The following is a 26,244-nucleotide window of genomic DNA, read 5'->3' as shown; positions in this document are numbered from 1 at the left end:
GTTGCAATTATAACCGAGCCCACCTGTATTGGGTGGACGGCTGCAAAGGCCACTCGTGCTATAGCAGATCACCCCGCCAGATAGACAGGGCAATGGCGCAAGAATTCGTCGCTGGCGTAAATATTCCGTGGTTCAGGCCAGCGGGCCATTGAGCAATGGCACGAAGCGCACGGCGCCTAGCACACGCCGGGAGAACCCATGCTCCTCACGCACGATCAGCATCAACTGCTGTGTTTCGCCTGCCGGGCCCACCGGAATCACCATGCGCCCCCCCGGCGCCAGTTGATCGAGCAGTGCCTGTGGCACCTCGGGCGCCACGGCGGTGACGATGATGCCGTTGTAGGGTGCCAGCGCCTGCCAGCCCTCGCAACCATCGCCCCAGCGGAACACCACGTTACGCAGGTTCAGCTCTACCAGGCGCTCCTTGGCGCGATCCTGCAGCACCTTGATGCGCTCCACCGAGAACACCCGCTCCACGAGCTGGGCAAGTATCGCCGTCTGGTAGCCGGAGCCCGTGCCGATCTCCAGCACCTTGTCGAGCGGCCCGGCCTCAAGCAGCAGCTCGCTCATGTGCGCAACCATGAACGGCTGCGAGATGGTCTGGTTGTGGCCGATCGGCAGCGCCGTGTCTTCATAGGCGCGATGCGCCAGGGCCTCGTCGACGAACAGGTGGCGCGGGGTGCGGCGGATCGCGTCGAGCACCTTGGGGTTCGCCACGCCTTCTTCGCACAGGCGCTGGATCAGCCGCTCCCGGGTCCGTTGGGAGGTCATGCCGATACCCCGGCGCAACATATCGTCCTCACGCATCAGAGCAGGCCCTCCAGCCAACCGTCGAGCTGTTCGAAAGCATCGTTGAAGGTGCGGTCAAGCTGCAGCGGTGTGATCGATACATAACCTTGCATCACCGCGTGGAAGTCCGTGCCCGGGCCACCGTCTTCGGCATCGCCGGCCACGGCAATCCAGTACCCCTCCTTGCCGCGCGGGTTGACCACCTTGGTCGGCGCCGCCGCCCGCGCCCGGTGACCGAGGCGGGTCAGCTGGATGCCGCGGATGTGCTCCAGCGGCAGGTTGGGGATATTGACGTTGAGCACGGTGCGCGGCGGCAATGTGAGACGCGACTGCGCCTCCACCAGCCGGCGGGCGATGTACGCCGCCGTGGGCAGGTTGTCCGGCTGACGCGAGAGCAACGAAAACGCCAGCGACGTGTTGCCCAGGAAGCGGCCTTCCAACGCAGCGGCGACGGTGCCCGAATACAGCACGTCGTCGCCCAGGTTCGCGCCCAGGTTGATCCCCGACACCACCATGTCCGGGGTCTGCGGCAACAGGCCATTGAGCCCCAGGTGCACGCAATCGGTCGGCGTGCCATTGAGGCTGATGAAACCGTTGGCCAGGGTCTGCGGATGCAGCGGCCGGTCCAGCGTCAGCGAACTGCTGGCGCCGCTCTTGTCTTGCTCCGGGGCGATTACCACACACTCGGCATAATCCACCAGCGCAGCGTGCAGCGCGGCGAGGCCAGGTGCGGTAACACCGTCGTCGTTCGAAATCAGAATACGCATGGGCTGTCCGTCTGCCCTACCGGCACCAGATCCACGACTTCGCGCACCACCACGGTGGCGAAGCATCCGGCCGGAAGGACGAATTCCAGTTGCAGGATATCAGGCTCGGGATAATGCCACGTCAGGCCGCCAATAGGGAGCCGCAGAATGCGCCGTTCGTGATCCATGCCCGCCTGGGCCAGCCAATGGCACAGTGCCGGCTGCCGCGCGGCAACTGCGCTTTCCAACGCGGCAGTGGCGCCTGTGGCGGGCGTTTCGCCCTCGCCCCACAGCGCACCGGTGGGATGCAGGTCGAGAATGGCCAAGCGCGGATCGGAACATTCCTGCTCGGTCGCGGGAAAGAAACTACGGCTATCGGTGAAGGCCAACAGGTCCCCGACTTGCGCACGGGCCCAGCTGCCGTCGGCAACACGGGCGGCGAGAATCTGGTTGAACAGGTAGCTGCGCCCTGCCGAAAGCAAACGCGAACGCACATTGCGTTGCTCTGGCAGCGCCTTGCGGGCCGCCCAGTCGAGCGCGTCATGGACGTTGCCGCCGCCATGGCCAAACCGCTGGCTGCCGAAGTAGTTCGGCACGCCGTGCTGCTTGAGCGCCTCCAGGCGCGCGTCCAGCGCAGCGTGATCAGCTGCCAGTGCCGTCAGGCGCAGGGTGAAGCCATTGGCCGAATGCGCCCCACGCTGCAGCTTGCGCTGGTGACGCACCTGCTTGAGCACGCGCAGGCTGGCATCCTCGGCACGCGACAGGTCCGGGTCGGCCTTGCCAGGCAGGTGCAGGCTGAACCACTGACGGGTCAGGGCCTGGCGGTCCTTGAGGCCGGCATAGCTGATCGAACGGGCCGGGACGCCTGCGGCGCGGGCCAGTCGGCGGGCCGCTTCTTCGGTGTTGAGGTCGCGCTTTTCGACCCACAGCCATAGGTGCTCACCCTGGCCCGACAGCGGGATATCCAGCACCTCGTCGACCTGGAAGTCTTCAGCCACGGCCTTGAGCACCGCAGTGCCCAGCGCTTCACCCGATGCACGCGGGCCCAGCAGTTCCAGTTCGGTCATGCTGGCAGCAACAGGGCGACCGCATGCACGGCAATCCCCTCCTCACGGCCGGTGAAGCCCAGCTTTTCAGTGGTGGTCGCTTTGACGTTGACCTGGTCGAGCTCGGCTTGCAGGTCTTCGGCGATCAGTTGGCGCATGGTCTCGATGTGCGGCGCCATTTTCGGCGCCTGGGCAACGATGGTGGCGTCGACATTGCCCACCTTCCAGCCCTTGGCCTGGACGATAGCGACCACATGACGCAGCAAGGCACGGCTGTCGGCACCCTTGAACTGCGGGTCGGTGTCGGGGAAGTGTTTGCCGATATCACCCAGCGCCGCAGCGCCCAGCAAGGCATCGCTCAGGGCGTGCAGCAGCACGTCACCGTCGGAGTGGGCCAGGAGGCCGTGTTTGTGGGGGATACGGACCCCGCCCAGGGTAATGAAATCACCGTCGCAGAAACGGTGCACATCGTAGCCGTGGCCAATACGCATAGAAAAACGCCCTGATTGAGTCAGGGCGTGATTCTACCTGCTTTGTGCGGTATTGGGGCTGCGCCTTACACCCGGCCCAACGCCACCGCGTGATGGCGCAGGTGGTCTTCGATGAAGCTGGCGATAAAGTAGTAGCTATGGTCATAACCAGGCTGCAGGCGCAGGGTCAGTGCATGCCCCCCTTTGCGCGCGGCCTGCTCCAGCGCCTCAGGCTTGAGCTGCTTCTCGAGGAAGTCATCACGGTCGCCCTGGTCCACCAGCAACGGCGGGCAACTGCCCGCGGGTGTCTCGGCCAGCAGGACGCTGGCATCCCACTCGCGCCAACGCGCACGGTCCTCGCCCAGGTAGCGGCTGAAGGCCTTTTCACCCCACGGGCAGTCCATCGGGTTGCTGATCGGCGAGAACGCCGAGATCGAACGGTAGCGCCCCGGGTTACGCAAGGCGCACACCAATGCGCCATGCCCGCCCATCGAGTGGCCACTGATGCTGCGTTGGTCCGAGGCCGGGAAGTGCGCCTCGATCAGCGCGGGCAACTCCTCTACCACGTAGTCATGCATGCGGTAGTGCTGCGCCCACGGTTGCTGGGTGGCATTGAGGTAGAAGCCGGCCCCCAGGCCAAAGTCCCAGGCGCCATCCGGGTCGCCCGGCACCTGCTCGCCACGCGGGCTGGTGTCGGGCGCAACGATGATCAACCCAAGCTCGGCGGCCAGGCGCTGGGCGCCGGCCTTCTGCATGAAGTTCTCGTCGGTGCAGGTCAGGCCGCTCAGCCAGTACAGCACCGGCAGCTTGGCCCCCTGTTCGGCCTGAGGAGGCAGATACACCGCGAACACCATGTCGCAGCCGAGCACCTTGGACGGGTGCCGGTACCGCTTGTGCCAGCCGCCGAAGCTTTTCTGGCAAGAGATGTTGTCCAGGCTCATGGCAGACCTCAGAAGTGGATCACGCTGCGGATGCTCTTGCCTTCATGCATCAGGTCGAAGGCCTTGTTGATGTCTTCCAGGCCCATGGTGTGGGTGATGAAGGTGTCCAGCGGGATCTCGCCCTTCTCGGCCATTTCGACATAGCTTGGCAGCTCGCTGCGGCCGCGTACGCCACCAAACGCCGAGCCGCGCCAGACGCGACCGGTGACCAGCTGGAACGGACGGGTGGCGATTTCCTGGCCGGCACCGGCAACGCCGATGATGACCGACTCGCCCCACCCCTTGTGGCAGCATTCCAGGGCCGCACGCATCAGCTGGACGTTGCCGATGCACTCGAAGGAGAAGTCCACGCCGCCGTCGGTGAGGTCGACAATCACTTCCTGGATCGGGCGGTCGTAGTCTTTCGGGTTGATGCAATCGGTGGCACCCAGCTGACGAGCGATCTCGAACTTGGCCGGGTTGATGTCGATGGCGATGATGCGCGAGGCCTTGGCCTTGACGGCGCCAATGATCGCCGACAGGCCGATGCCGCCGAGGCCGAAGATGGCCACGGTGTCACCCGGCTGGACCTTGGCGGTGTTGATGACCGCGCCAATACCGGTGGTGACGCCACAGCCGAGCAGGCAGACCTTCTCCAGCGGGGCTTCCTTCTGGATCTTGGCCACGGAGATTTCTGGCAACACGGTGTACTCGGAGAAGGTCGAGGTGCCCATGTAGTGGAACAGCTGCTGGCCTTTGTACGAGAAGCGCGTGGTGCCGTCTGGCATCAGGCCCTTGCCCTGGGTGGCACGGATGGCCTGGCACAGGTTGGTCTTGCCCGAACGGCAGAATTTGCACTGGCCGCACTCAGGGGTGTACAGCGGGATCACATGGTCACCCACGGCCACCGAGGTCACGCCCTCGCCCACTGCCTCGACGATCGCGCCGCCTTCGTGGCCAAGGATCGACGGGAAGATACCCTCCGGGTCAGCGCCGGACAGGGTGTAGGCGTCGGTATGGCAAACACCGCTGGCAACCACGCGCAGCAGCACTTCGCCAGCCTTGGGCATGGCCACGTCCACTTCGACGATTTCCAGGGGTTTCTTGGCTTCGAAGGCTACGGCAGCACGGGACTTGATCATCAACGGTCTCCAAACAAGGGGTCAATTCAGTCTTGCAGTGTAATTCAGGGGGTTTTGATGAATAATCCAGACCAAGACAAAACATTATTGCCGCACAGGGACAATCAATGAGTAGCCGCTGGGAAGGCATCGACGAATTCGTGGCGGTAGCCGAGTCTGGCCAGTTCACCGCGGCGGCGGAGCGCCTGGGCGTATCGTCTTCGCACATCAGCCGGCAGATCGCCCGCCTGGAAGAACGCCTGCAGACGCGCCTGCTGTACCGCAGCACCCGGCGTGTCACCCTGAGTGAGGCCGGGCAGACCTTCCTGCAGCATTGCCAGCGCCTGCAAGATGGCCGTGAAGAAGCCCTGCGGGCGATGGGCGACCTGGCCAGCGAGCCCAAGGGGCTGCTGCGCATGACCTGTGCGGTGGCCTATGGCGAGCGCTTCATCGTGCCGTTGGTGACGCGCTTCATGGCGCTGTACCCGCAGTTGAGGGTGGAAGTGGAACTGAGCAACCGCACGCTGGACCTGCTGCATGAAGGCATGGACCTGGCCATTCGCCTCGGCCGGCTTGCCGACTCCAGGCTGGTTGCCGCCCGCCTGGCGCCGCGGCGCATGTACCTGTGCGCCTCACCGGCGTATCTGGAGCGTTACGGCCGGCCGCACAGCCTGTCGGAACTGGCGCGGCACAACTGCCTGATTGGCAGTTCAGACTTGTGGGCGCTGCAGCAGGATGGCCGCGAGATCAGCCAGCGGGTGCAGGGAAACTGGCGCTGCAACAGCGGGCAGGCCGTGCTCGACGCCGCGTTGCAGGGGATGGGCTTGTGCCAGTTGCCGGACTATTACGTGCTGGAGCACCTGAACACGGGGGCACTGGTGTCGCTGCTGGAGGGGCATCAGCCGCCGAATACGGCGGTGTGGGCGCTGTACCCGCAGCAGCGGCATCTGTCGCCGAAGGTAAGGCGGCTGGTGGATTATCTGAAGGAAGGGTTGGCGGGGTTACCGGAGTATCGTGTGGCTTGATAGTGCACTGGGGCCGCTTTGCGGCCCTTTCGCGGCACAAGGCCGCTCCTACAAGAGATCGCAATTCCCTGTAGGAGGGGCTTGCCCGCGAAGAGGCCAACACAGGATTACAGTGTCAGCGGCGCCCGGCCCAGCGCTGGCGCAACCACTCAAGGTCTTCCGGCCGGGTCACCTTGATGTTATCGCTGCGCCCTTCGATCAGCCGCGGCGCCTGGCCGGACCACTCGATGGCCGAAGCCTCGTCGGTGACCACCACATCCGACACCAGGCACTCGGCCAACGCGCGGTGCAAGGCCCCCAGGCGGAACATCTGCGGCGTATAGGCCTGCCAGATGGTGCTGCGGTCTACGGTAGCGCTCACCCGGCCATTACTGTCGGCACGCTTCAACGTATCGCGCGCCGGCACCGCCAACAGGCCACCCACCGGGTCATCTGCCAGCTCCAACAACAGCTTGTCCAAGTCACTGCGCGCCAGGTTCGGCCGCGCGGCATCGTGCACCAGCACCCAGTCGCTGTCCGAAGCCCCTTGGGCATGCAGCAACAGCAACGCGTTGAGTACCGAGTCGGCACGCTCGCGACCGCCCGCCGCGCGCTGGAGGCGCGGGTCGCTGGCACAGCGCAGGCTGGGCCAGTAAGGGTCGTCTGCGGCAATGCTGACCACCACGCCCTTGAGCGTTGGATGGCCAAGAAAACAGTCGAGGCTATGCTCGAGAAGGGTCTGCCCACCCAGTTGCAAGTACTGCTTGGGGCGGTCGGCAGCCATGCGGGCACCCACGCCCGCAGCAGGAATCACGGCCCAGAAGGCCGGTAATGTGTCAGTCATTTTTGCGGCAACTGGAAGAGGGTTTCACCCTCTTTGACCATCCCCAATTCATGACGAGCCCGTTCTTCCACGGTCTCCATACCTTTCTTCAACTCCAGGACTTCTGCGTCAAGCACGCGGTTACGCTCAAGCAGGCGCTCGTTTTCGGCGTGCTGCTCGGCGATCTGCTGCTTGAGATCGGTCACTTGCGCCAGGCTGCCATTGCCCACCCACAGGCGGTACTGCAGGCCACCCAACAGCAGAAGCAGAACGAGGAACAACCAATAGGGACTGCGCATCAAGGTATCCAGGTTAAAAAGACCGCCGCTTACTGTTCACTTCGGGGCCTCGAATAGCACGAAGCCTGGCCGAGGCCAGGCTTCGTCGACAGAAACCCTTTGCAAGTGTAGGAAAATTCAGTACGAAAGCTCCTACAGCTACGGCTGCTGTCTTTTTACCATCTCTTGCTTAACCGCGAAACTCGGCACGACCACGGTAAACCGCCTTGGCACCCAGTTGCTCTTCGATGCGCAGCAGTTGGTTGTACTTGGAGACGCGGTCGGAACGGCACAGCGAGCCAGTCTTGATCTGGCCAGCAGCGGTACCTACAGCCAGGTCGGCAATGGTCGAGTCTTCGGTTTCACCGGAACGGTGCGAAATCACCGCGGTGTAGCCTGCAGCCTTGGCCATCTGGATGGCTTCCAGGGTCTCGGTCAGCGAGCCGATCTGGTTGAACTTGATCAGGATCGAGTTACCGATGCCCTTCTCGATGCCTTCCTTGAGGATCTTGGTGTTGGTCACGAACAGGTCGTCACCGACCAGTTGCACCTTCTCGCCGATCTTGTCGGTGAGGATCTTCCAACCAGCCCAGTCGGACTCGTCCAGGCCGTCTTCGATCGAGATGATCGGGAAGCGCTCGGTCAGGCCTTTCAGGTACTCGGCAAAGCCTTCGGCGTCGAACGACTTGCCTTCGCCAGACAGGTTGTACTTGCCGTCTTCATAGAACTCGGACGCTGCGCAGTCCAGGGCCAGGGTCACATCGGTGCCCAGCTTGTAGCCGGCCTTTTCAACGGCTTCGGCGATGGCGGCCAGCGCGTCCTCGTTGGACGCCAGGTTCGGCGCAAAGCCACCTTCGTCACCGACGGCAGTGTTCAGGCCGCGAGCCTTCAGTACAGCCTTCAGGTGATGGAAGATTTCGGTGCCCATACGCAGGCCATCGGAGAAGGTCTTGGCGCCAACCGGCTGCACCATGAACTCCTGGATGTCGACGTTATTGTCGGCGTGCTCGCCACCGTTGATGATGTTCATCATCGGAACCGGCATCGAGTACTGGCCCGGGGTGCCGTTCAGGTTGGCGATGTGCGCGTACAGCGGCAGGTCCTGGTCCTGGGCAGCGGCCTTGGCGGCAGCCAGGGAAACAGCCAGGATGGCGTTGGCGCCCAGCTTGGCTTTGTTCTCGGTACCGTCCAGGTCGATCATGGCACGGTCCAGAGCCTTCTGGTCGGAAGGGTCCTTGCCCAGCAGCAGGTCGCGAATCGGGCCGTTGATGTTGGCGACGGCTTTCAGCACGCCCTTGCCCAGGTAACGGCTCTTGTCGCCATCACGCAGCTCCAGCGCTTCGCGCGAGCCGGTGGAAGCACCGGACGGCGCGCAAGCACTGCCGATGATGCCGTTGTCGAGCAGTACATCGGCTTCCACGGTGGGGTTGCCACGCGAATCGAGAACTTCACGACCTTTGATGTCGACGATTTTTGCCATTGTTGTAAGCACTCCAGAATTGACGAAAACAACGCAGCTTAGGAAATCCTTGCACTTCATCAGGCGGGGTATGCAGCAGGCAGGCCTGATGAAAGCGCTCCCTGACCGTTTGGTCAGGGAGAGAACGGGCGGTACTTTACCCGAGAAATGAGCTTTACGCGGTTTCTACCGTCGGAAAACTTTTCACCAGCTCGTCCAGTTGCTTGAGCTGGGTGAGGAACGGCTCCAGCTTGTCCAGGCGCAAGGCGCAAGGGCCATCGCACTTGGCATTGTCCGGATCAGGGTGAGCCTCGAGGAACAAGCCGGCCAGGCCTTGGCTCATGCCAGCCTTGGCCAGGTCGGTGACCTGGGCACGACGGCCACCGGCAGAGTCCGAGCGACCGCCCGGCATCTGCAGGGCATGGGTCACGTCGAAGAAGACCGGGTACTCGAACTGCTTCATGATGCCGAAGCCGAGCATGTCCACCACCAGGTTGTTGTAGCCGAAGCTCGAACCACGCTCGCAGAGGATCAACTGGTCGTTACCCGCCTCTTCGCACTTGGCCAGGATGTGTTGCATCTCCTGGGGTGCAAGGAACTGGGCCTTCTTGATGTTGATCACCACGCCGGTCTTGGCCATGGCCACCACCAGGTCGGTCTGACGCGACAGGAAGGCCGGCAACTGGATGATGTCGCAGACCTTCGCCACCGGCTCGGCCTGGTAAGGCTCGTGCACGTCGGTGATTACCGGCACGTTGAAGGTGCGCTTGATCTCCTCGAAGATCTTCAGCCCCTCTTCCATGCCCGGGCCACGGTAGGACGTCACCGACGAACGGTTAGCCTTGTCGAAGCTGGCCTTGAACACATACGGGATACCGAGCTTCTCGGTGACCCGCACGTACTCTTCGCAGACCTTCATTGCCAGGTCACGGGATTCCAGGACGTTCATGCCGCCGAACAGGACGAACGGCTTGTCGTTGGCGATCTCGATGTTACCGACGCGAATGATCTTCTGGGTCATTGATCAGGCCTTGTTCTTCTGAGCCAGGGCTGCCTTGACGAAACCACTGAACAGCGGGTGGCCGTCACGCGGGGTCGAGGTGAACTCTGGGTGGAACTGGCAAGCGACGAACCATGGGTGGTCCTTGGACTCGACCACTTCAACCAGCGCGCCGTCTTCGGAACGACCGGAAACCACCAGGCCAGCGTCGACCAGTTGTGGCAGCAGGTTGTTGTTCACTTCGTAGCGGTGGCGGTGACGCTCGGTGATCACGTCCTTGCCGTAGCAATCGTGAACCTTGGAGCCCGAGACGATCTGGCAGTCCTGCGCGCCCAGGCGCATGGTGCCGCCCAGGTCGGAGGCTTCGGTACGGGTCTCGACGGCGCCGGTGGCATCAGCCCACTCGGTGATCAGGCCGACAACCGGGTGGCCGCTGTTGCGGTCGAACTCGGTGGAGTTGGCGTCTTTCCAGCCCATCACGTTACGGGCGAACTCGATCACCGCAACTTGCATGCCCAGGCAGATACCCAGGTAAGGCACTTTGTTCTCACGGGCGTATTGCACCGCAGTGATCTTGCCTTCGACACCGCGCAGGCCGAAACCGCCCGGTACCAGAATGGCGTCGGCGCCTTCGAGCAGGCTGGTGCCTTGGTTCTCGATGTCTTCAGAGTCGATGTAGCGCAGGTTGACCTTGGTACGGTTGGTGATGCCGGCGTGGCTCATCGCTTCGATCAGCGACTTGTACGCATCCAGCAGCTCCATGTACTTGCCGACCATGGCGATGGTCACTTCGTGCTCTGGGTTGAGCTTGGCATCGACGACCTTGTCCCACTCGGACAGGTCGGCGCTGTCGCACTGCAGGCCGAAGCGCTCGGTGACGAAGTCATCCAGGCCCTGGGCATGCAACACGCCCGGGATCTTGTAGATGGTGTCGACGTCTTCGAGCGAAATGACCGCACGCTCTTCGACGTTGGTGAACAGGGCGATCTTGCGGCGCGACGAGGCATCGACTGGGTGGTCGGAGCGGCAGATCAGCACGTCAGGCTGCAGGCCGATGGAGCGCAGCTCCTTGACCGAGTGCTGGGTCGGCTTGGTCTTGGTTTCGCCTGCGGTAGCGATGTACGGGACCAGGGTCAGGTGCATCAGCATGGCGCGCTTGGAGCCCACTTCGACGCGCAGCTGGCGGATGGCCTCGAGGAACGGCTGCGACTCGATGTCGCCGACGGTACCGCCGATTTCAACCAGGGCCACGTCGGCATCGCCGGCGCCCTTGATGATGCGACGCTTGATTTCGTCGGTGATGTGCGGGATGACCTGGATGGTCGCGCCCAGGTAGTCACCACGGCGCTCCTTGCGCAGCACGTGCTCGTAGATACGGCCGGTGGTGAAGTTGTTGTTCTGGGTCATGGTCGTGCGGATGAACCGCTCGTAGTGGCCCAGGTCAAGGTCAGTCTCGGCGCCGTCCTGGGTGACGAAGACTTCACCGTGCTGGAACGGACTCATGGTGCCAGGATCGACGTTGATGTACGGATCCAGCTTGAGCATGGTGACCTTGAGTCCCCGCGCTTCCAGGATGGCCGCCAGGGAAGCCGAGGCAATGCCTTTCCCCAATGAAGAAACAACACCGCCCGTGACGAATATGTAGCGCGTCATGAAAAACCCTAGAAGTCTGCGTTAAGGCGGCCAGCGCCGCCGGAGAAAGCGAAGGAAGGCCGAAGCCCCCGATCACCTGCGTCAATCACAGTGCATCTCGAAAAACTGCCGCGTCTGTACAAACCAGGGTATCCCCGGCATGGAGCTCGCTCGTCATTTCCAGAATCAGCCCAGCAAAAAACTGCGTGGTAATCGGCAACTGCTGTGTTTTCGTGGAACCCACAGAAGTTGTATCAAGAAGGGAGGGTAGTCTACCGGAATGTACCCTTCAGCTCAAACCTTGCGCGTTCGTCGGTAACTGCCAGTGCAGTTGGCAATCTGCCTGCCCCAGTGCCGGCAGGTTGGCCACGGCCAGCAAGCGCTCGCCCTGATACAGCAATGGCAGGCGCGAACGCACGAAAGGCGGCACCTGCAGCTCGTTGAGCAGGCGTTTGAGGTCGCGTCGACCGCGCCCCGCAAGCTCAAGCACTTCACCGCCCTGGCGATAGCGGACAGTCAGGCCCGCCAGGGGCTTGGACGCAGTCAACCGAACGCTGCCGTTGCCCGGCAAGGCCAGCTCGCAAGCCGAGTCTGCCCAGGCGAATTCGCCTTGCGGCGCCTGCAACCAGTCACCGCTCAGCCACCAGATACGGCCGTTGCTGCGCAGCAACCGGCCGTCGGCCAAGCGCCAGGTCGGCTGGGCGTCGGCCGCGGCATCGCGCAGGTCGGCCCAGCCAGCCCAGTGGCGCGCATCCGGCAGCCGGGTGCGATGGCTGAGCCAGTATTGCAGGGCATTGCGCTGACGAGCGGGTGACAACGCCGCGAGCACCGCAAGCGCCAGGGAATCCAGCCCCACCCATGCAGCGGCAGCCCCCTCCTCGGCCTTGGCCAGATCGGCCTGAGCCACCTCGTCCAGCAAACCCTGCGCTTCACCCAGGTGCGCTGCGCAACGGGCAAGGTTCTGGCTGGCTTGCGGCCAACGCTGCTGCAGCACCGGGAACACTTCGCCGCGCAAATAGTTGCGCGCAAAGGCGGTGTCGCTGTTTGTGGGGTCTTCGATCCAGGTCAGGCCTTGGGCCTGGGCATACGCGTGCAGCTGCTGGCGGGCAATCGCCAGCAACGGCCTGGCCAGGCTGCCCTGCCCCAGCGGACGCTGCGCCGGCATTGCGGTCAGACCACGTAGCCCGGCACCGCGCAGCAAACGAAACAGCAGGGTTTCGGCTTGATCATCGCGGTGCTGGCCGGTGAACAGCACCTCACCGGGGCCGACCACGTTCGTGAATGCCGCATAACGGGCATCGCGGGCCGCCTGTTCGAGACTGGCGCCGGGGGCGACCTGGACGTGGATCACACGAAGTTCGACGCCGAGGTTGGCGCAGACGAGCTCGCAGTGGGCGGGCCACGCGTCAGCGGCGGGCTGCAGGCCGTGATGGATATGGATGGCGCGCAACGGGGGCGCGGGGTGGGTGCGGGCGTAATCGGCCAGCAGGTGCAGCAGGACGGTGGAGTCCAGGCCGCCAGAGAAGGCGATGTGCCAGGCGGGGGCTTGGAGCCAGGGAGTGAGGTTGATCAAGGGCGCCTCACATGATTCGCAATCGCCGGGGCACTGTGGGAGCGGGCTTGCCCCGCGAACAAGGGCGAAGCCCTTGCCATACGACTCCGTTGCCAGAGCCGGCCTCTTCGCGGGGCGAGCCCGCTCCCACAGGGCCGCAAAGCGGCCCCGGGGTGTATCAGAGGCCGTAGCTCATCAGGCGCTCGTAACGACGTGCCAGCAGCGCGTCATTGTCGAGCTTGCCCAGCATGTCCAGCTGCTGCACCAGGTCGGCACGGATGCTTTCAGACATGGCGGCCGGGTCACGGTGGGCGCCGCCCAGCGGCTCCGAGATGACCTTGTCGACGATGTTCAGGCTCTTCAGGCGTTCGGCCGTGATACCCATGGCCTCGGCGGCATCGGCAGCCTTGTCGGCGGTTTTCCACAGGATCGAGGCGCAGCCTTCCGGCGAAATCACCGAGTAGGTGGAGTACTGCAGCATGTTCAGCTGGTCGCACACACCAATGGCCAGTGCACCGCCAGAACCACCCTCACCGATCACGGTGGCGATGATTGGCGTCTTCAGGCGCGCCATGACACGCAGGTTCCAGGCAATCGCCTCGCTCTGGTTACGCTCTTCGGCGTCGATACCTGGGTAGGCACCTGGGGTGTCGATGAACGTCAGGATCGGCATCTTGAAGCGCTCGGCCAGTTCCATCAGGCGGCACGCCTTACGGTAGCCCTCAGGGCGCGGCATGCCGAAGTTGCGGCGCACCTTCTCACGTACTTCGCGGCCCTTCTGGTGGCCGATGACCATCACTGCCTTGCCATCCAGGCGGGCGGTACCGCCCACGATCGCGGCATCATCGGAGAAATGGCGGTCACCGTGCAGCTCTTCGAATTCAGTGAAGATGTGCTGCAGGTAGTCCAAGGTGTAAGGACGACGCGGGTGACGCGCCAGGCGGGCGATCTGCCAGCTGGTCAGGTTGCCGAAGATGCTTTCGGTCAGGGTATTGCTCTTGTCTTGCAGACGGGCAATTTCATCGCTGATGTTCAGCGAGTTGTCGTTACCCACCAGGCGCAGGCCTTCGATCTTGGCTTGCAGGTCGGCAATCGGCTGTTCGAAATCGAGGAAATTCGGGTTCATAGGCATCCGTCTTGGGTCTACGGCCAGGCGGCCGGCCGGTTGATCCGTTTGGCGCCCTACCTTAAGGGATCGGGCGCATTCAGGTCGAGATTAAAATTCGTCGATTCAACGATATTGCAGGAAGACGTTCTCACGTCCGAACTGGTCACGCAGTGCCTGAATCAGGCCGTCAGCCGGGTCGATTGACCACTCATCGGCAAACTGCAGCATGGCCTTGGCGTCACTGCCGGTGTATTCCAGGGTAATCGGGCAGCCGCCGCGGTGACGGGTGATCAACTCACCCAGCCAGTTCAGGCGGTCGCCCTTGAGCGCGTCATGGCCGACTTTCAGGCGCAGGCTTTCGGCCAGGCGCGTGCGCGCGTCTTCCATGGTCATTACCTGCTTCACCCGCAGGCGCAGGCCGCCCGAGAAGTCATCGTTACTGACCTCCCCTTCGACCACGACCATGGCGTCGTTCTGCAGCAATGACTGGGCCGCCATGAAGGAGTCGGCAAACAGCGACGCCTCGATGCGCCCCGAGCGGTCATCGAGGGTGACGAAGCCCATCTTGTCACCCTTCTTGTTCTTCATGACCCGCAACGCAATGATCATGCCGGCGATCGTCTGAGACTCACGGGACGGCTTCAGGTCGATGATGCGCTGCCGGGCAAAACGGCGAATCTCGCTTTCGTACTCGTCGATCGGGTGACCGGTCAGGTACAGGCCCAGCGTGTCCTTCTCGCCTTTGAGGCGCTCTTTGAGGGTCAGCTCGCGGACCTTGCGGTGGTTGGCATAGACGTCCGAGTCTGCCTCGACAAACAAGCCGCCAAACAGGTCGACGTGGCCACTGTCGGCAGTACGTGCGGTCTGCTCGGCCGACTTGATCGCCTCTTCCAGCGCCGCCAGCAAGGTTGCACGGTTACGGTCGATGTTGGCCTGGTAGGCCTTGATCTCGTCATGGAAGTACGGGCCCAGACGGTCCAGTGCACCACTGCGGATCAACGCATCGAGGGTGCGCTTGTTGACGCGCTTGAGGTCGACGCGCTCGCAGAAATCGAACAGGTCCTTGAACGGGCCGCCCTGCGCACGCACTTCGACGATGGCTTCCACCGGCCCCTCGCCCACACCCTTGATCGCACCCAGGCCATAGACGATACGGCCATCGTCATTGACGGTGAACTTGAAATCGGAAGTGTTCACATCGGGCGCATCAAGGCGCAGCTTCATGCTGCGCACTTCCTCGATCAGCACCACCACCTTGTCGGTGTTGTGCATGTCCGCCGACAGTACCGCGGCCATGAACGGCGCCGGGTAGTGGGTTTTCAGCCAGGCGGTCTGGTAGGACACCAGGCCATAGGCGGCAGAGTGAGATTTGTTGAAGCCGTAACCGGCGAATTTCTCTACCAGGTCAAAGATGTTACCTGCCAGATCGCCATCGATGCCGTTGTTCGCGCAACCTTCAATAAAGCCGCCGCGCTGCTTGGCCATCTCTTCGGGCTTTTTCTTACCCATGGCCCGCCGCAGCATGTCGGCACCGCCCAGGGTATAGCCGGCCATGACCTGGGCAATCTGCATCACCTGCTCTTGGTACAGGATGATGCCGTAGGTCGGCGCCAGTACCGGCTGCAAGCCGTCATACTGGTAGTCCGGGTGCGGGTAGGCCAGCTCGGCGCGGCCGTGCTTGCGGTTGATGAAGTCGTCCACCATGCCCGACTGCAGCGGGCCTGGGCGGAACAGCGCCACCAGTGCGATGAGGTCTTCCAGGCAGTCTGGTTTGAGCTTCTTGATCAGCTCCTTCATGCCGCGCGATTCGAGCTGGAACACCGCCGTGGTCTCGGCTTTTTGCAGCAACTCGTAGGTCTTGCGGTCATCCAGCGGAATGAAGTCGATGTTCAGGTCCGGCAGGTTCTGCTTGGCCTGCTCGCGGTTGATCGTCTCCATCGCCCACTTGATGATGGTGAGCGTACGCAGGCCGAGGAAGTCGAACTTGACCAGCCCGGCGGCCTCGACATCGTCCTTGTCGAACTGGGTTACCAGGCCGCCGCCCTCTTCGTCACAGGCGATCGGCGAAAAATCGGTGAGCTTGGTCGGGGCGATGACCACACCACCGGCGTGCTTGCCGGTACCCCGCGTGACACCCTCGAGCTTGAGGGCCATCTCCCAGATCTCGCGGGCATCTTCGTCGCCCTTGAGGAAGTCGCGCAGGATCTCTTCCTGCTCGTAGGCTTTTTCCAGGGTCATGCCGACTTCGAAGGGGATCATCTTCGACAGGCGATCAGCCAGGCCGTAGGACTTGCCCTGCACCCGCGCCACGTCGCGCACCACCGCCTTGGCGGCCATGGTACCGAAGGTGATGATCTGGCTGACCGCGTTGCGCCCGTAGGCATCGGCCACGTATTCGATGACCCGGTCACGGCCATCCATGCAGAAGTCGACGTCGAAGTCGGGCATGGATACCCGTTCAGGGTTGAGGAAGCGCTCGAACAGCAGGTCATAGGCCAGCGGGTCGAGGTCGGTGATCTTCAACACGTAGGCGACCAGCGAACCGGCACCCGAGCCTCGGCCTGGGCCGACCGGCACGCCGTTGTTCTTGGCCCACTTGATGAAGTCCATAACGATCAGGAAGTAGCCGGGGAAGCCCATCTGGATGATGATATCCAGCTCGAACTTCAGGCGGTCCAGGTAGACCTGGCGCTTTTCCTCGTAGTTTGGCGTGGTCTCTTTGGGCCAGAGCACCGCCAGGCGCTCCTCCAGGCCTTCATGGGAGACATGGCGCAGGTAATCGTCGATGCCCATGCCATTGGGCGTCGGGAAATCGGGCAGGAAGTGCTTGCCCAATTGAACCTGGATGTTGCAGCGCTTGGCGATCTCGACAGTGTTGGCGATGGCGTCGGGCAAGTCGCTGAACAGCTCGGCCATTTCGTCCGCGCTCTTGAGATACTGCTGATCGCTGTAGTTGCGCGGGCGACGCGGGTCGTCCAGGGTCCAGCCCTCGCCGATGCAGACACGGGTTTCGTGGGCATCGAAGTCGGCCTGCTTGATGAAGCGCACATCGTTGGTCGCCACCAGCGGCGCGCCGACCTTGTCGGCCAGGGCCACAGCAGCGTGCACGTATTCTTCGTCGCGGGCGCGGTTGGTGCGTTGCACTTCAACGTAGAAGCGCTCGGGGAACATGCTCAGCCAGTCGCGCAACAGCGCTTCGGCCTCTTCAACCCGACCAGAGAGCAGCGCGGCGCCGATGTCGCCTTCCTTGCCAGCAGACAAGGCGATCAGGCCTTCGCTGGCGGGGGCGATCCACTCGCGCTGCAAAATCACCAGGCCATTGCGCTGGCCTTCGACCCAACCGCGCGAAATCAGCTCGGTGAGGTTGCGATAGCCCTGGGGGTTCATCGCCAGGAAGCAGATGCGCGACAACGGGGCTTCCGGGTCGGGCCCGGCCAGCCACAGGTCGGCACCACAGATCGGCTTGATCCCGGCGCCCATGGCGGTCTTGTAGAACTTCACCAGCGAGCACATGTTGCTCTGGTCGGTGATCGCCACCGCCGGCATGTTCATCCCCGCCAATGCCTTGGCCAGCGGTTTGATCCGCACCAGGCCGTCGACCAGCGAGAATTCGGAGTGCACGCGAAGGTGAACGAAGGGAACCGACATGGGTGATCCTGTAGCAGAACGACAAGGGCGGGATTGTAGCGTAAATGAGGGCAGGATTTGGGGCTGCTTCGCAGCCCATCGCGACACAAGGCCGCTCCTACAAGGAAACGCGTAACCTCTGTAGGAGCGGCCTTGCGTCGCGAAAGGGCCGCAAAGCGGCCCCATGCACTAGATCAAAGAATCAGTAATGCCCTCACGGGCCTCCCAGGCCGCCCGTACCGGCGCAAAGGAGCGTCGGTGAATGGGCGTAGGCCCAAGCCGGGCCAGGGCTTCAAGGTGCACCGGCGTCGGATAACCCTTGTGCCCACCGATGCCGTAACCGGGGTAGATCAGCTCGAACGCACTCATCTCCCGATCACGCGTCACCTTGGCCAGGATCGACGCAGCCGCAATGGCCGGCACCTGGCTGTCGCCTTTGACGACCGGCGCAGCGGGTACCGCCAGCTTGGGGCAACGGTTGCCGTCGATCAGTGCCAGCTTGGGCGTGACATGCAGCCCCTCGACCGCACGCTGCATGGCCAGCATGGTGGCCTGAAGAATGTTCAGGCGGTCGATTTCTTCGACCTCGGCGCGGGCAATGCAAAAGCTCAGCGCCTTCTCGCAGATTTCGTCGAACAACGCCTCGCGCTTGGCTTCGGTGAGTTTCTTCGAATCGTTGAGGCCGAGGATCGGCCGTGCCGGGTCGAGGATCACTGCAGCCGTCACCACCGCGCCACACAAGGGGCCACGGCCGACTTCATCGACCCCGGCGACCAGGTCTTCGACCAGGTTGAAATCCAGTCCTATTTGCATCTCAGCGGTCCTTGAGCAAGGCCAGTACCGCCTCGGCGGCCTGGTTGGAAGCATCCCGGCGCAGGGTGCGGTGAATCTCGTCGAAACGTTCGGTCTGCTGGCTGCCATCGGCCACCAAGGGGGCCAAGGTTTGCGCCAGGGCTTCGCTGGTGGCGTCATCCTGCAGCAGTTCAGGCACCAGCTCGCGCTGGGCCAGCAGGTTGGGCAACGACACGTAAGGGCTTTTGACCAGGCGCTTGAGAATCCAGTAGGTCAACGGCGCCAGGCGATAAGCCACCACCATGGGGCGCTTGTACAACAGCGCCTCCAGGGTGGCGGTACCCGACGCGATAAGCACCGCATCGCAGGCCGCCAAGGCCTGGTGCGACTGGCCGTCGAGCAGGGTCAGCGGTAGCGCGCGCCCTTCGAGCATCTGCTCAACCTGGGCACGCCGTGCGGCGTTGGCGCAGGGCAGCACGAAGCGCACACCCGGTACTCGTTCGCGCAAGCGCTCGGCGGCATCGAGGAACAGCGCCCCCAGGCGCCCGACCTCGCCGCCGCGGCTGCCAGGCATCAACGCCACCACCGGGCCTGGGCCCAGCCCAAGCTCAGCGCGCGCCGCCTGTCGGTCGGCCTCGAGCGGAATGGTATCGGCCAGTGGGTGGCCGACGAAACGCACCGGCACCCCCTGCTCCTCGTAGAACCGGGCTTCGAACGGCAACAGCGTCAGCATCAGGTCGCAGCCGTCGCGGATCTTCAGCACGCGCTTCTGCCGCCACGCCCATACGGATGGGCTGACGTAGTGCACGGTCTTGATACCGGCCTGACGCAGTTTCAATTCGATGTTGAGGGTGAAATCCGGGGCGTCGATGCCGATGAACACATCGGGCTTTTCGGCGATGAGGGTCTGGATCAACAACTTGCGGCGCTTGAGCAGCTCACGCAGCCGTCCCAGCACCTCGACCAGGCCCATGACCGCCAGACGTTCCATGGGGAAGTAGGATTGCAGGCCTTCGGCTTCCATCAAGGGGCCGCCAACACCGATAAAGCGTACGTCGGGATGGCGCGCCTTGAGGGCGCGCATCAAGCCAGACCCGAGAATATCGCCGCTGGCCTCACCCGCGACCAGGGCTACGCAAAGCTGGGCCATGTCAGCGGGTGATGCCGCGGGCAGAATTCAGGATCGACTGACGGAACAGATCGACCTCAGGGTGCTGGGCTGCCAATTCGTCCAGCGCCTTGATCGCGTCTTCGACGGTCAGGCCCTGACGGTAGACGATCTTGTAGCAACGACGCAGGATATGAATGACCTCGTCGCTGAACCCCCGACGACGCATGCCTTCGAAGTTCATGCTGCGCGCTTCGGCCGGGCTGCCGAACACCGTGACGAAGGCCGGTACGTCTTTGCCGATCGCCGTACCCATGCCGGAAAAGGCATGTGCACCGATATGGCAGTACTGGTGCACCAGGGTGTACCCGGACAGAATCGCCCAGTCCCCCACATGAACATGCCCCGCCAACGCGGTGTTGTTCACCAGAATGCAATGATTGCCGATGACACTGTCGTGACCGATGTGGGCGTAGGCCATGATCAGGTTGTGATCGCCGACGGTGGTTTCTGCACGGTCCTGAACGGTACCGCGGTGAATGGTCACACCTTCGCGGATCACATTGTGATCACCGATCACCAAGCGCGTCGGCTCACCCTTGTACTTGAGGTCAGGGGTGTCTTCGCCGATCGAGGAAAACTGGTAGATGCGGTTGTGCTTGCCGATACGGGTCGGCCCTTTGAGCACCACATGCGGGCCAATGACGGTGCCCTCCCCGATTTCGACATCAGGGCCAACGATCGACCAGGGGCCCACCTCGACACCGTCGGCCAGTTTGGCCGACGGGTCGATGATGGCCCGAGGATCAATCAAATTCATAGGGAGCGTTCCGCGCAGGTGATTTCTGCCGAGCAGACAGGCTTGCCGTCGACCAGGGCGCGGCACTCGAATTTCCAGATCATGCTCTTGCGGCTGAGGAACTTGGCTTCCAGCACAAGCTGGTCACCCGGCAATACCGGCTGACGGAAACGCAGTTTGTCGGACCCGACAAAGTAGTACAGGGTGCCATCTGCCGGCTTGGCATCGAGCATCTTGAAACCGAGGATGCCGGCCGCCTGGGCCATGGCCTCGATGATCAGAACGCCCGGCATGATCGGGTGGGCCGGGAAGTGGCCATTGAAGAACGGCTCGTTGATGCTGACATTCTTGTAGGCACGAATGCTCTGGGCCTCGAAGTCCAGATCCGTCACGCGATCCACCAGCAGGAACGGGTAACGGTGAGGCAGGTATTCGCGAATCTCGTTGATGTCCATCATTTCGGGGGGAAGCCTGTAATAAGAATAGGGAGCGCAGGTGCTGACCACGCGCTCCTTTTGCAGTCCAAAGAGGAGCCAGCTAGCGTCTGTTCACTCTTGCTCAGGGAATGGTATCAGCCTTCTGATGCCGGCTGGCCACCTGAGGTCACGGTATCGATGCGCTTTTCCACCTGCTGGAGACGCTTGGCCATGTCGTCCAGGTGGCGGATACGCGCGGCGCTCTTGCGCCAGTCAGCCAATGGCTGCATGGCTGTGCCGGAAGAATAGGCACCCGGTTCGGTGATCGATCGGGTCACCATGGTCATCCCGGACACGAAAACGTTATCACAGACATCAATATGACCCACCATGCCGACACCGCCAGCAATGGTGCAGTGCTTGCCAATGCGCGTGCTGCCGGAAATCCCGACACAGGCGGCCATGGCCGTGTGCTCACCAATCTGAACGTTATGGGCGATCTGGATCTGGTTGTCGAGCTTGACCCCGTCGGCAATGCGCGTGTCCGACAGCGCACCACGGTCGATTGCCGTGTTGACGCCGATTTCTACATCATCGCCGATGGTCACGCCGCCGATCTGGGCAATCTTGCGCCATACGCCCTTCTCGTTGGCGAAGCCGAAGCCCTCACCACCGATCACTGCGCCAGACTGGATCACCACACGCTTGCCGATGGTCACGTCATGGTACAGGGTGACCCGTGGCGCCAGCCAGCCGCCCTCACCGATGACGCAACGGGCACCGACCACGCAGTGGGCACCGATGCTGACATTGGCAGCAACCTGCGCACCACTTTCGATGACGACGAACGGGCCGATGCTCGCACTGGCATCCACCTGGGCATCTTCAGCCACTACGGCGCTGGGATGAATTCCCGCAACAGCCTTGGGCTTGGGATCGAACAGGTGGGAAATGCGCGCATAGGCCAAGTACGGATCAGCGACGATCAGTGCATTGCCAGCAAAGCCTTCAGCATCCGCAGCCTTGAGCAGCACCGCTGCCGCCTGGCTGTTATCCAGGAATTTGCGGTACTGCGGGTTGGCGAGGAAGCTCAATTGACCAGGGCCGGCCTCCTGCAAGGTGGCCAGCCCGGTAATCTGCAGCGCCTCGGGCCCCTTGAGGGTGGCGCCGAGGGCTTCGGCCAACTGGCCAAGCGTCATGTTCAAGGTCATATCAACGGGCTTGGTTCATGCGCTCGATGACTTGGCGGGTGATGTCGTACTGAGGTTTGACATCGATGACCGCGCCACGCTCGAGAACCAGGTCGAAACCGCCCTTCTTGATCACTTCCTCGACAGCGCCGTCCAGCTTCGGCTTGAGTTGCTTGAGCATGTCACGGTCCGCAACGGCCTTGGCTTCGTTCAGTTCCTTGGACTGGAACTGGAAGTCGCGGGCCTTTTGCTTGAACTCGAGCTCCAGGCGCTCACGCTCCTGCTGCTGCATCTTGTCGCCACCTTTGATCAGGCGGTCCTGGATGCCCTTGGCGCTGCTTTCCAGGCTTTTCAGCTTGGTCAGTTGCGGGCCGAATTTTTTCTCTGCATCAACCGCATACTTTTTGGCGGCATCCGATTCCAGCAGGGCCATCTGATAGTTCAGGACGGCAACCTTCATTTCGGCGAAAGCCGGGGTGGCGACCAGCGCCGCGGCCAAAATGGCCAGTTGAGTCAACTTACGCACGATGCACTCCTGGATAAACCGTTGTCGTTATGCAAGGGCCGACCTTAGAAGGTCTGGCCCAGAGAGAATTGGAACACCTGGGTATCGGCATCGTCCGGCTTCTTGACCGGCATCGCCAGGCTGAAGCTCAACGGCCCCAGTGCAGTGATCCAGGTCACACCCAGACCCACCGAACTGGCCATACCCGAGAAACCGACCTTCTCGCAATCTGGCTTGCTGCCGCAGTTGGTATCGAACACGTTACCCACGTCCCAGAATACCGACGTGCGCAGCGAACGCTGGTCCTTGACGAACGGCAGTGGGAACAGCAGTTCGACACCACCCTGGACCAACACGTTGCCACCGAACGGCAGCGGATCCTGATCCGGGTCGGCGATGGTACCCGGCTTGCCACCCGGGTTGCCTTCACCACGGCTAGGCGTACTGCGTGGGCCCAGGCTGCTGTCCTTGAAGCCACGGACAGAGTTGAAGCCGCCCGCGTAGTAGTTCTCGTAGAACGGCAGGCCCGAGGTGCTGCCGTAGCCATCACCATAGCCCAGTTCAGTGTGCAGGCGCAGGGTGTAGTCGTTGTTGATTGGCTTGAACAGTTGGCCGCGGTAGTCGAGCTTGTAGAACGACAGGTCGCTGCCCGGAATGGTCGATTCCAGGGTCAAGCTTTGCGAGTGACCACGAGTCGCCAGCACGCCTTTGTTCAGGGTCGACTCGGACCAGCCGATCGACGCCTTGAAGTTCAGGAAGTTGTCACCCTCTTGATCGAGGAAGTCGAAGATCTCGTCGACGGTGTATTTACCGGTCTTGATCTTGTCCTGCTGAACGCTCAGGCCATAGGTCAGGCGCGAGGTTTCGCTGATTGGGTAACCCAGGCTGACACCGGCGCCCAGGCTGTCGACCGCATAGCTGGCAACGTCGACATCGAGGTCGTCGTAGTCGGTGCTGCGGTAGAAGGCGTTGTAACCCAGGCTGACACCGTCAGCCGTGAAGTAGGGGTCCACGAAGCCGAAGTTGTAGCGGGTCTGGTATTCGGAACGGGTCAGGCCGATGGAGACCTTGTTACCGGTACCCAGGAAGTTGCTCTGGCTGATCGAACCACCCAAGATCAGACCGGCGCTCTGGGCGAAACCGACCGACGCCGTAATGGAGCCGGACGCTTGTTCCTCGACGCTGTAGTTGACGTCGACCTGGTCATCGGTGCCAGGCACCGGCGGGGTCTCGACGTTGACTTCCTTGAAGAAGCCCAAGCGCTCCAGACGGGTCTTGGACTGGTCGATCAGGTAGGTCGACGCCCAGCCGCCTTCCATCTGGCGCATTTCGCGACGCAGCACTTCGTCTTCGGTCTTGGTGTTGCCGCGGTAGTTGATGCGGTTGACGTAGGCACGCTTGCCCGGGTCGACCACGAACATGATATCGACGGTGTGGTCCTGGTCGTTCGGCTGTGGTACGCCGTTGACGTTGGCGAAGGTGTAGCCTTCGTTACCCAGACGACGGGTGATCAGCTCGGACGTGGTGGTCATCACCTTGCGCGAGAATACCTGGCCCGGCTGCACCAGCAGCAGCGACTTGACCTGGTCTTCCGGCACCTTGAGGTCACCGGAGAGCTTCACGTCACGGACGGTGTACTTCTCGCCTTCGTTGATGTTGACGGTGATGTAGACGTGTTTCTTGTCTGGCGTGATGGATACCTGGGTAGAGGCGATATCCATGTTGATGTAGCCACGGTCCAGGTAGTAGGAACGCAGACGCTCCAGGTCACCGGAGAGTTTTTCACGGGCGTACTTGTCGTCGTTCTTGAAGAACGACAGCCAGTTGGTGGTTTTCAGCTCGAACAGCTGCGACAGCTCTTCGTCGTCGAAGACGTTGTTGCCCACCACGTTGATGTGCTGAATGGCCGCGACGGTGCCTTCGTTGATCTTGATTTTCAGCGCGACGCGGTTGCGCGGCTGCGGCACGACTTCGGCGTCGACCTCGGCCGAGTAGCGGCCCTGGGCCACGTACTGGCGCTGCAGCTCGTTACGCACACCTTCAAGGGTAGCGCGCTGGAAGATCTCACCTTCGGCCAGGCCAGACTGCTTCAGACCCTTCATCAGGTCTTCGGTGCTGATCGCCTTGTTGCCTTCGATCTCGATGCTGGAAACCGACGGGCGCTCGACCACGTTGATGATCAGGACATTGCCATCGCGGCTCAGCTGGATGTCTTGGAAGAAGCCAGTCTTGAACAGGGAACGGGTCGAATCCACCAGGCGCCGATCATCGGCCTGATCGCCGACGTTGAGCGGCAAGGCACCGAAGACGCTGCCGGCGGAAACCCGCTGCAGGCCGTTGACACGAATATCGGAGATGGTGAAGGACTCGGCGTGAACTTCAGCGATCATCAGTGCGGAGAGGACCGCAGTTAGCAGCAGACGTTTCATGAAGTCCTTTTATTCCAACTGGCAATAAACAACCCGCCGCGAAGTGGCGGCAGGTTCGCAATGCGAAGCTTTATAGTCGACCCAGATCGTTGATCAGGGCGAGCAACATCACCCCTACGACCAAACTGATACCGATCTGGACCCCCCAACCTTGCACCCGATCTGACAGCGGACGACCGCGCGCCCACTCGACCAGGTAAAACAGCAAATGCCCCCCATCCAGTACTGGAATGGGCAGCAGGTTAAGAACCCCCAGGCTTATGCTCAGGTAGGCCAGGAAATTCAGGAAATCCCCCACGCCGGACTGGGCTGAAGCGCCCGCCACTTTAGCAATGGTTATCGGTCCGCTCAAGTTTTTTACCGAGAGCTCTCCGAACAGCATTTTCTTCAGCGACTCGAGCGTCAGGACGCTCATGTTCCAGGTGCGCGACAAGCCCTCGCCTACCGCGTCCAACGGGCCATAGCTGACTTCGCGGAGCATGTTGGCAGGCCATTCGCCACCTTTTACCCCCGCGCCCAAGTAACCGCCCGCGGCCTTGCCCTCACCCTTGCGGGCCAAGGTTACTGGCACATCCAGCGCAGCACCATCGCGCTCGACACGCACCACGACCTTGGCTTGCGGGTGGGCGCGCACGGTGTCGACCACCTGCTGCCAGTCGCTCACTGCCACGCCATCGAGGGCCAGCAGCTTGTCACCTGTCTTCAAGCCGGCGGCAGCGGCCGGCCCTTTCGAATCAATCTCGGCCAGCACCGGCACGATCACCGGGCGCCATGGGCGCAAGCCCAGGGACTGGATAGGGTCTGGCTCGTCGGCGCCCTTCAGCCAGTGGTCCAGCTTGATCTGCAAGTGCTGCTCGGCACTGGCGCCTTCGTCGCGCACGCCTACCTGCAGGGTGCCGCTCTCGCCCAGACGGCGAACCAGTTGCAGGTTGACCGCAGACCAACCGCTGGTCGCCTTGCCATCGATGGATACAATTTCCTGACCTGCGGTCAGGCCTGCCGACGCTGCCAGGCTGCCCGCTTCGACCGCACCGATGACCGGGCGAATCTGCTGGGTGCCGAGCATGGCCAACAGCCAGAAGAACACGATGGCCAGCAAGAAGTTGGCAATCGGGCCAGCGGCAACGATGGCGATACGCTGACGCACGCTTTTACGGTTGAACGACTGGTCGGCCAACGCAGGCGGCACATCGCCTTCGCGCTCATCGAGCATCTTGACGTAGCCGCCCAGCGGAATCGCCGCCACCACGAATTCGGTGCCCTGGCGGTCATGCCAGCGCAACAACGGCGTACCGAAGCCCACCGAAAAACGCAGCACCTTGACGCCGCAGCGTCGGGCCACCCAGAAGTGGCCAAATTCGTGGAACGTGACCAGAACACCCAAGGCCACCAGGGTGCCGACAATCATGTAGAGCGCAGTCATATCTTTC

23 protein-coding genes are annotated in these 26,244 nt (G+C 62.5%); 1 reads left to right on the top strand and 22 read right to left on the bottom strand.

From position 1 onward, the window contains the following. Positions 1-132 precede the first annotated feature (132 nt). From HU750_RS01730 to HU750_RS01705, 6 genes are all read right to left on the bottom strand, one after another. Positions 133-771 carry a protein-L-isoaspartate(D-aspartate) O-methyltransferase gene (locus HU750_RS01730; protein WP_172960402.1) on the bottom strand — a complete coding sequence of 213 codons (639 nt, stop codon included), beginning with the start codon at positions 769-771 and terminating at the stop codon, positions 133-135. A 35-nt stretch (positions 772-806) separates the two neighbouring features. Then, positions 807-1,556: a 5'/3'-nucleotidase SurE gene (surE, locus tag HU750_RS01725; protein ID WP_027595817.1), complete on the bottom strand. Its 750-nt coding sequence runs from the start codon at positions 1,554-1,556 to the stop codon at positions 807-809. Beyond that, a complete protein-coding gene (truD, locus tag HU750_RS01720; RefSeq protein WP_186676044.1) occupies positions 1,544-2,602 on the bottom strand; it encodes a tRNA pseudouridine(13) synthase TruD in 1,059 nt (352 codons plus the stop codon). Before truD ends, surE begins: the two co-directional genes overlap by 13 nt. Beyond that, complete coding sequence (gene ispF, locus HU750_RS01715) at positions 2,599-3,072, bottom strand: 2-C-methyl-D-erythritol 2,4-cyclodiphosphate synthase (RefSeq protein ID WP_027595815.1); 474 nt, start codon at positions 3,070-3,072, stop codon at positions 2,599-2,601. Before ispF ends, truD begins: the two co-directional genes overlap by 4 nt. A 65-nt stretch (positions 3,073-3,137) precedes the next feature. Continuing rightward, positions 3,138-3,992 carry an S-formylglutathione hydrolase gene (gene fghA / locus HU750_RS01710; RefSeq protein WP_099453146.1) on the bottom strand — a complete coding sequence of 285 codons (855 nt, stop codon included), beginning with the start codon at positions 3,990-3,992 and terminating at the stop codon, positions 3,138-3,140. A gap of 8 nt (positions 3,993-4,000) precedes the next feature. Next, positions 4,001-5,113, bottom strand: a complete 1,113-nt coding sequence (locus tag HU750_RS01705; RefSeq protein WP_186676041.1) for an S-(hydroxymethyl)glutathione dehydrogenase/class III alcohol dehydrogenase — start codon at positions 5,111-5,113, stop codon at positions 4,001-4,003. Positions 5,114-5,220: 107 nt separating this feature from the next. On the opposite strand from HU750_RS01705, the gene HU750_RS01700 reads away from it, so the two are divergent. Beyond that, on the top strand, positions 5,221-6,117 hold the full coding sequence (locus HU750_RS01700; RefSeq protein ID WP_099428493.1) for a LysR substrate-binding domain-containing protein: 897 nt from the start codon (positions 5,221-5,223) through the stop codon (positions 6,115-6,117). Between the two features lie 115 nt (positions 6,118-6,232). Here the strand turns inward: HU750_RS01700 and ispD are convergent, their stop codons facing one another. From ispD to rseP, 16 genes are all read right to left on the bottom strand, one after another. Next, a complete protein-coding gene (gene ispD / locus HU750_RS01695; RefSeq protein WP_186676039.1) occupies positions 6,233-6,940 on the bottom strand; it encodes a 2-C-methyl-D-erythritol 4-phosphate cytidylyltransferase in 708 nt (235 codons plus the stop codon). Next, a complete protein-coding gene (gene ftsB, locus HU750_RS01690; protein WP_186676037.1) occupies positions 6,937-7,218 on the bottom strand; it encodes a cell division protein FtsB in 282 nt (93 codons plus the stop codon). The genes ispD and ftsB overlap by 4 nt, the downstream gene beginning before the upstream one ends. Before the next feature lie 169 nt (positions 7,219-7,387). Next, positions 7,388-8,677 carry a phosphopyruvate hydratase gene (eno, locus tag HU750_RS01685; protein ID WP_027595810.1) on the bottom strand — a complete coding sequence of 430 codons (1,290 nt, stop codon included), beginning with the start codon at positions 8,675-8,677 and terminating at the stop codon, positions 7,388-7,390. 154 nt (positions 8,678-8,831) lie between these two features. After that, positions 8,832-9,677 (bottom strand): 3-deoxy-8-phosphooctulonate synthase, encoded by an 846-nt coding sequence (gene kdsA / locus HU750_RS01680; RefSeq protein WP_027595809.1) that lies wholly within the window; start codon positions 9,675-9,677, stop codon positions 8,832-8,834. A 3-nt stretch (positions 9,678-9,680) separates the two neighbouring features. Then, positions 9,681-11,309 (bottom strand): CTP synthase, encoded by a 1,629-nt coding sequence (gene pyrG / locus HU750_RS01675; protein WP_099453143.1) that lies wholly within the window; start codon positions 11,307-11,309, stop codon positions 9,681-9,683. Positions 11,310-11,577: 268 nt separating this feature from the next. Further along, complete coding sequence (gene tilS / locus HU750_RS01670; protein WP_186676022.1) at positions 11,578-12,861, bottom strand: tRNA lysidine(34) synthetase TilS; 1,284 nt, start codon at positions 12,859-12,861, stop codon at positions 11,578-11,580. Between the two features lie 157 nt (positions 12,862-13,018). Then, positions 13,019-13,966 carry an acetyl-CoA carboxylase carboxyltransferase subunit alpha gene (locus tag HU750_RS01665; protein WP_186676003.1) on the bottom strand — a complete coding sequence of 316 codons (948 nt, stop codon included), beginning with the start codon at positions 13,964-13,966 and terminating at the stop codon, positions 13,019-13,021. Positions 13,967-14,071: 105 nt separating this feature from the next. Further along, positions 14,072-17,596, bottom strand: a complete 3,525-nt coding sequence (gene dnaE, locus HU750_RS01660; protein WP_186675993.1) for a DNA polymerase III subunit alpha — start codon at positions 17,594-17,596, stop codon at positions 14,072-14,074. A 168-nt stretch (positions 17,597-17,764) separates the two neighbouring features. Beyond that, positions 17,765-18,388 carry a ribonuclease HII gene (gene rnhB / locus HU750_RS01655; RefSeq protein ID WP_027595804.1) on the bottom strand — a complete coding sequence of 208 codons (624 nt, stop codon included), beginning with the start codon at positions 18,386-18,388 and terminating at the stop codon, positions 17,765-17,767. A gap of 1 nt (position 18,389) precedes the next feature. Beyond that, a complete protein-coding gene (gene lpxB / locus HU750_RS01650) occupies positions 18,390-19,517 on the bottom strand; it encodes a lipid-A-disaccharide synthase (protein WP_186675983.1) in 1,128 nt (375 codons plus the stop codon). A 1-nt stretch (position 19,518) separates the two neighbouring features. Beyond that, the gene (gene lpxA / locus HU750_RS01645; protein WP_186675982.1) at positions 19,519-20,295 is read right to left on the bottom strand and encodes an acyl-ACP--UDP-N-acetylglucosamine O-acyltransferase; all 777 of its coding nucleotides are present in this window, start codon (positions 20,293-20,295) and stop codon (positions 19,519-19,521) included. Next, positions 20,292-20,732 carry a 3-hydroxyacyl-ACP dehydratase FabZ gene (gene fabZ / locus HU750_RS01640; RefSeq protein WP_003252314.1) on the bottom strand — a complete coding sequence of 147 codons (441 nt, stop codon included), beginning with the start codon at positions 20,730-20,732 and terminating at the stop codon, positions 20,292-20,294. Before fabZ ends, lpxA begins: the two co-directional genes overlap by 4 nt. Before the next feature lie 113 nt (positions 20,733-20,845). Then, positions 20,846-21,901, bottom strand: a complete 1,056-nt coding sequence (gene lpxD, locus HU750_RS01635; RefSeq protein ID WP_027595801.1) for a UDP-3-O-(3-hydroxymyristoyl)glucosamine N-acyltransferase — start codon at positions 21,899-21,901, stop codon at positions 20,846-20,848. 1 nt (position 21,902) lies between these two features. Then, positions 21,903-22,406 carry an OmpH/Skp family outer membrane protein gene (locus HU750_RS01630; RefSeq protein ID WP_027595800.1) on the bottom strand — a complete coding sequence of 168 codons (504 nt, stop codon included), beginning with the start codon at positions 22,404-22,406 and terminating at the stop codon, positions 21,903-21,905. 44 nt (positions 22,407-22,450) lie between these two features. Then, on the bottom strand, positions 22,451-24,814 hold the full coding sequence (gene bamA, locus HU750_RS01625) for an outer membrane protein assembly factor BamA (RefSeq protein WP_027595799.1): 2,364 nt from the start codon (positions 24,812-24,814) through the stop codon (positions 22,451-22,453). Between the two features lie 70 nt (positions 24,815-24,884). Beyond that, a complete protein-coding gene (gene rseP / locus HU750_RS01620) occupies positions 24,885-26,237 on the bottom strand; it encodes an RIP metalloprotease RseP (RefSeq protein WP_099428487.1) in 1,353 nt (450 codons plus the stop codon). Between the last annotated feature and the right edge of the window lie 7 nt (positions 26,238-26,244).

Source organism: Pseudomonas sp. SWRI50 (assembly GCF_014269095.1).
GTDB lineage: Bacteria > Pseudomonadota > Gammaproteobacteria > Pseudomonadales > Pseudomonadaceae > Aquipseudomonas > Aquipseudomonas kermanshahensis.
Note: the sequence above shows the minus strand (reverse complement) of the source record. Positions and strands in the feature narration are given on the sequence as shown.

Excerpts from the sequence above, each read along its gene's own strand:
- HU750_RS01730 (WP_172960402.1), bottom strand. The coding sequence starts at position 771 with ATGACCTCCCAACGGACCCGGGAGCGGCTGATCCAGCGCCTGTGCGAA.
- surE (WP_027595817.1), bottom strand. The coding sequence starts at position 1,556 with ATGCGTATTCTGATTTCGAACGACGACGGTGTTACCGCACCTGGCCTC.
- truD (WP_186676044.1), bottom strand. The coding sequence starts at position 2,602 with ATGACCGAACTGGAACTGCTGGGCCCGCGTGCATCGGGTGAAGCGCTG.
- ispF (WP_027595815.1), bottom strand. The coding sequence starts at position 3,072 with ATGCGTATTGGCCACGGCTACGATGTGCACCGTTTCTGCGACGGTGAT.
- fghA (WP_099453146.1), bottom strand. The coding sequence starts at position 3,992 with ATGAGCCTGGACAACATCTCTTGCCAGAAAAGCTTCGGCGGCTGGCAC.
- HU750_RS01705 (WP_186676041.1), bottom strand. The coding sequence starts at position 5,113 with ATGATCAAGTCCCGTGCTGCCGTAGCCTTCGAAGCCAAGAAACCCCTG.
- HU750_RS01700 (WP_099428493.1), top strand. The coding sequence starts at position 5,221 with ATGAGTAGCCGCTGGGAAGGCATCGACGAATTCGTGGCGGTAGCCGAG.
- ispD (WP_186676039.1), bottom strand. The coding sequence starts at position 6,940 with ATGACTGACACATTACCGGCCTTCTGGGCCGTGATTCCTGCTGCGGGC.
- ftsB (WP_186676037.1), bottom strand. The coding sequence starts at position 7,218 with ATGCGCAGTCCCTATTGGTTGTTCCTCGTTCTGCTTCTGCTGTTGGGT.
- eno (WP_027595810.1), bottom strand. The coding sequence starts at position 8,677 with ATGGCAAAAATCGTCGACATCAAAGGTCGTGAAGTTCTCGATTCGCGT.
- kdsA (WP_027595809.1), bottom strand. The coding sequence starts at position 9,677 with ATGACCCAGAAGATCATTCGCGTCGGTAACATCGAGATCGCCAACGAC.
- pyrG (WP_099453143.1), bottom strand. The coding sequence starts at position 11,309 with ATGACGCGCTACATATTCGTCACGGGCGGTGTTGTTTCTTCATTGGGG.
- HU750_RS01665 (WP_186676003.1), bottom strand. The coding sequence starts at position 13,966 with ATGAACCCGAATTTCCTCGATTTCGAACAGCCGATTGCCGACCTGCAA.
- dnaE (WP_186675993.1), bottom strand. The coding sequence starts at position 17,596 with ATGTCGGTTCCCTTCGTTCACCTTCGCGTGCACTCCGAATTCTCGCTG.
- rnhB (WP_027595804.1), bottom strand. The coding sequence starts at position 18,388 with ATGCAAATAGGACTGGATTTCAACCTGGTCGAAGACCTGGTCGCCGGG.
- lpxB (WP_186675983.1), bottom strand. The coding sequence starts at position 19,517 with ATGGCCCAGCTTTGCGTAGCCCTGGTCGCGGGTGAGGCCAGCGGCGAT.
- lpxA (WP_186675982.1), bottom strand. The coding sequence starts at position 20,295 with ATGAATTTGATTGATCCTCGGGCCATCATCGACCCGTCGGCCAAACTG.
- fabZ (WP_003252314.1), bottom strand. The coding sequence starts at position 20,732 with ATGATGGACATCAACGAGATTCGCGAATACCTGCCTCACCGTTACCCG.
- lpxD (WP_027595801.1), bottom strand. The coding sequence starts at position 21,901 with ATGACCTTGAACATGACGCTTGGCCAGTTGGCCGAAGCCCTCGGCGCC.
- bamA (WP_027595799.1), bottom strand. The coding sequence starts at position 24,814 with ATGAAACGTCTGCTGCTAACTGCGGTCCTCTCCGCACTGATGATCGCT.
- rseP (WP_099428487.1), bottom strand. The coding sequence starts at position 26,237 with ATGACTGCGCTCTACATGATTGTCGGCACCCTGGTGGCCTTGGGTGTT.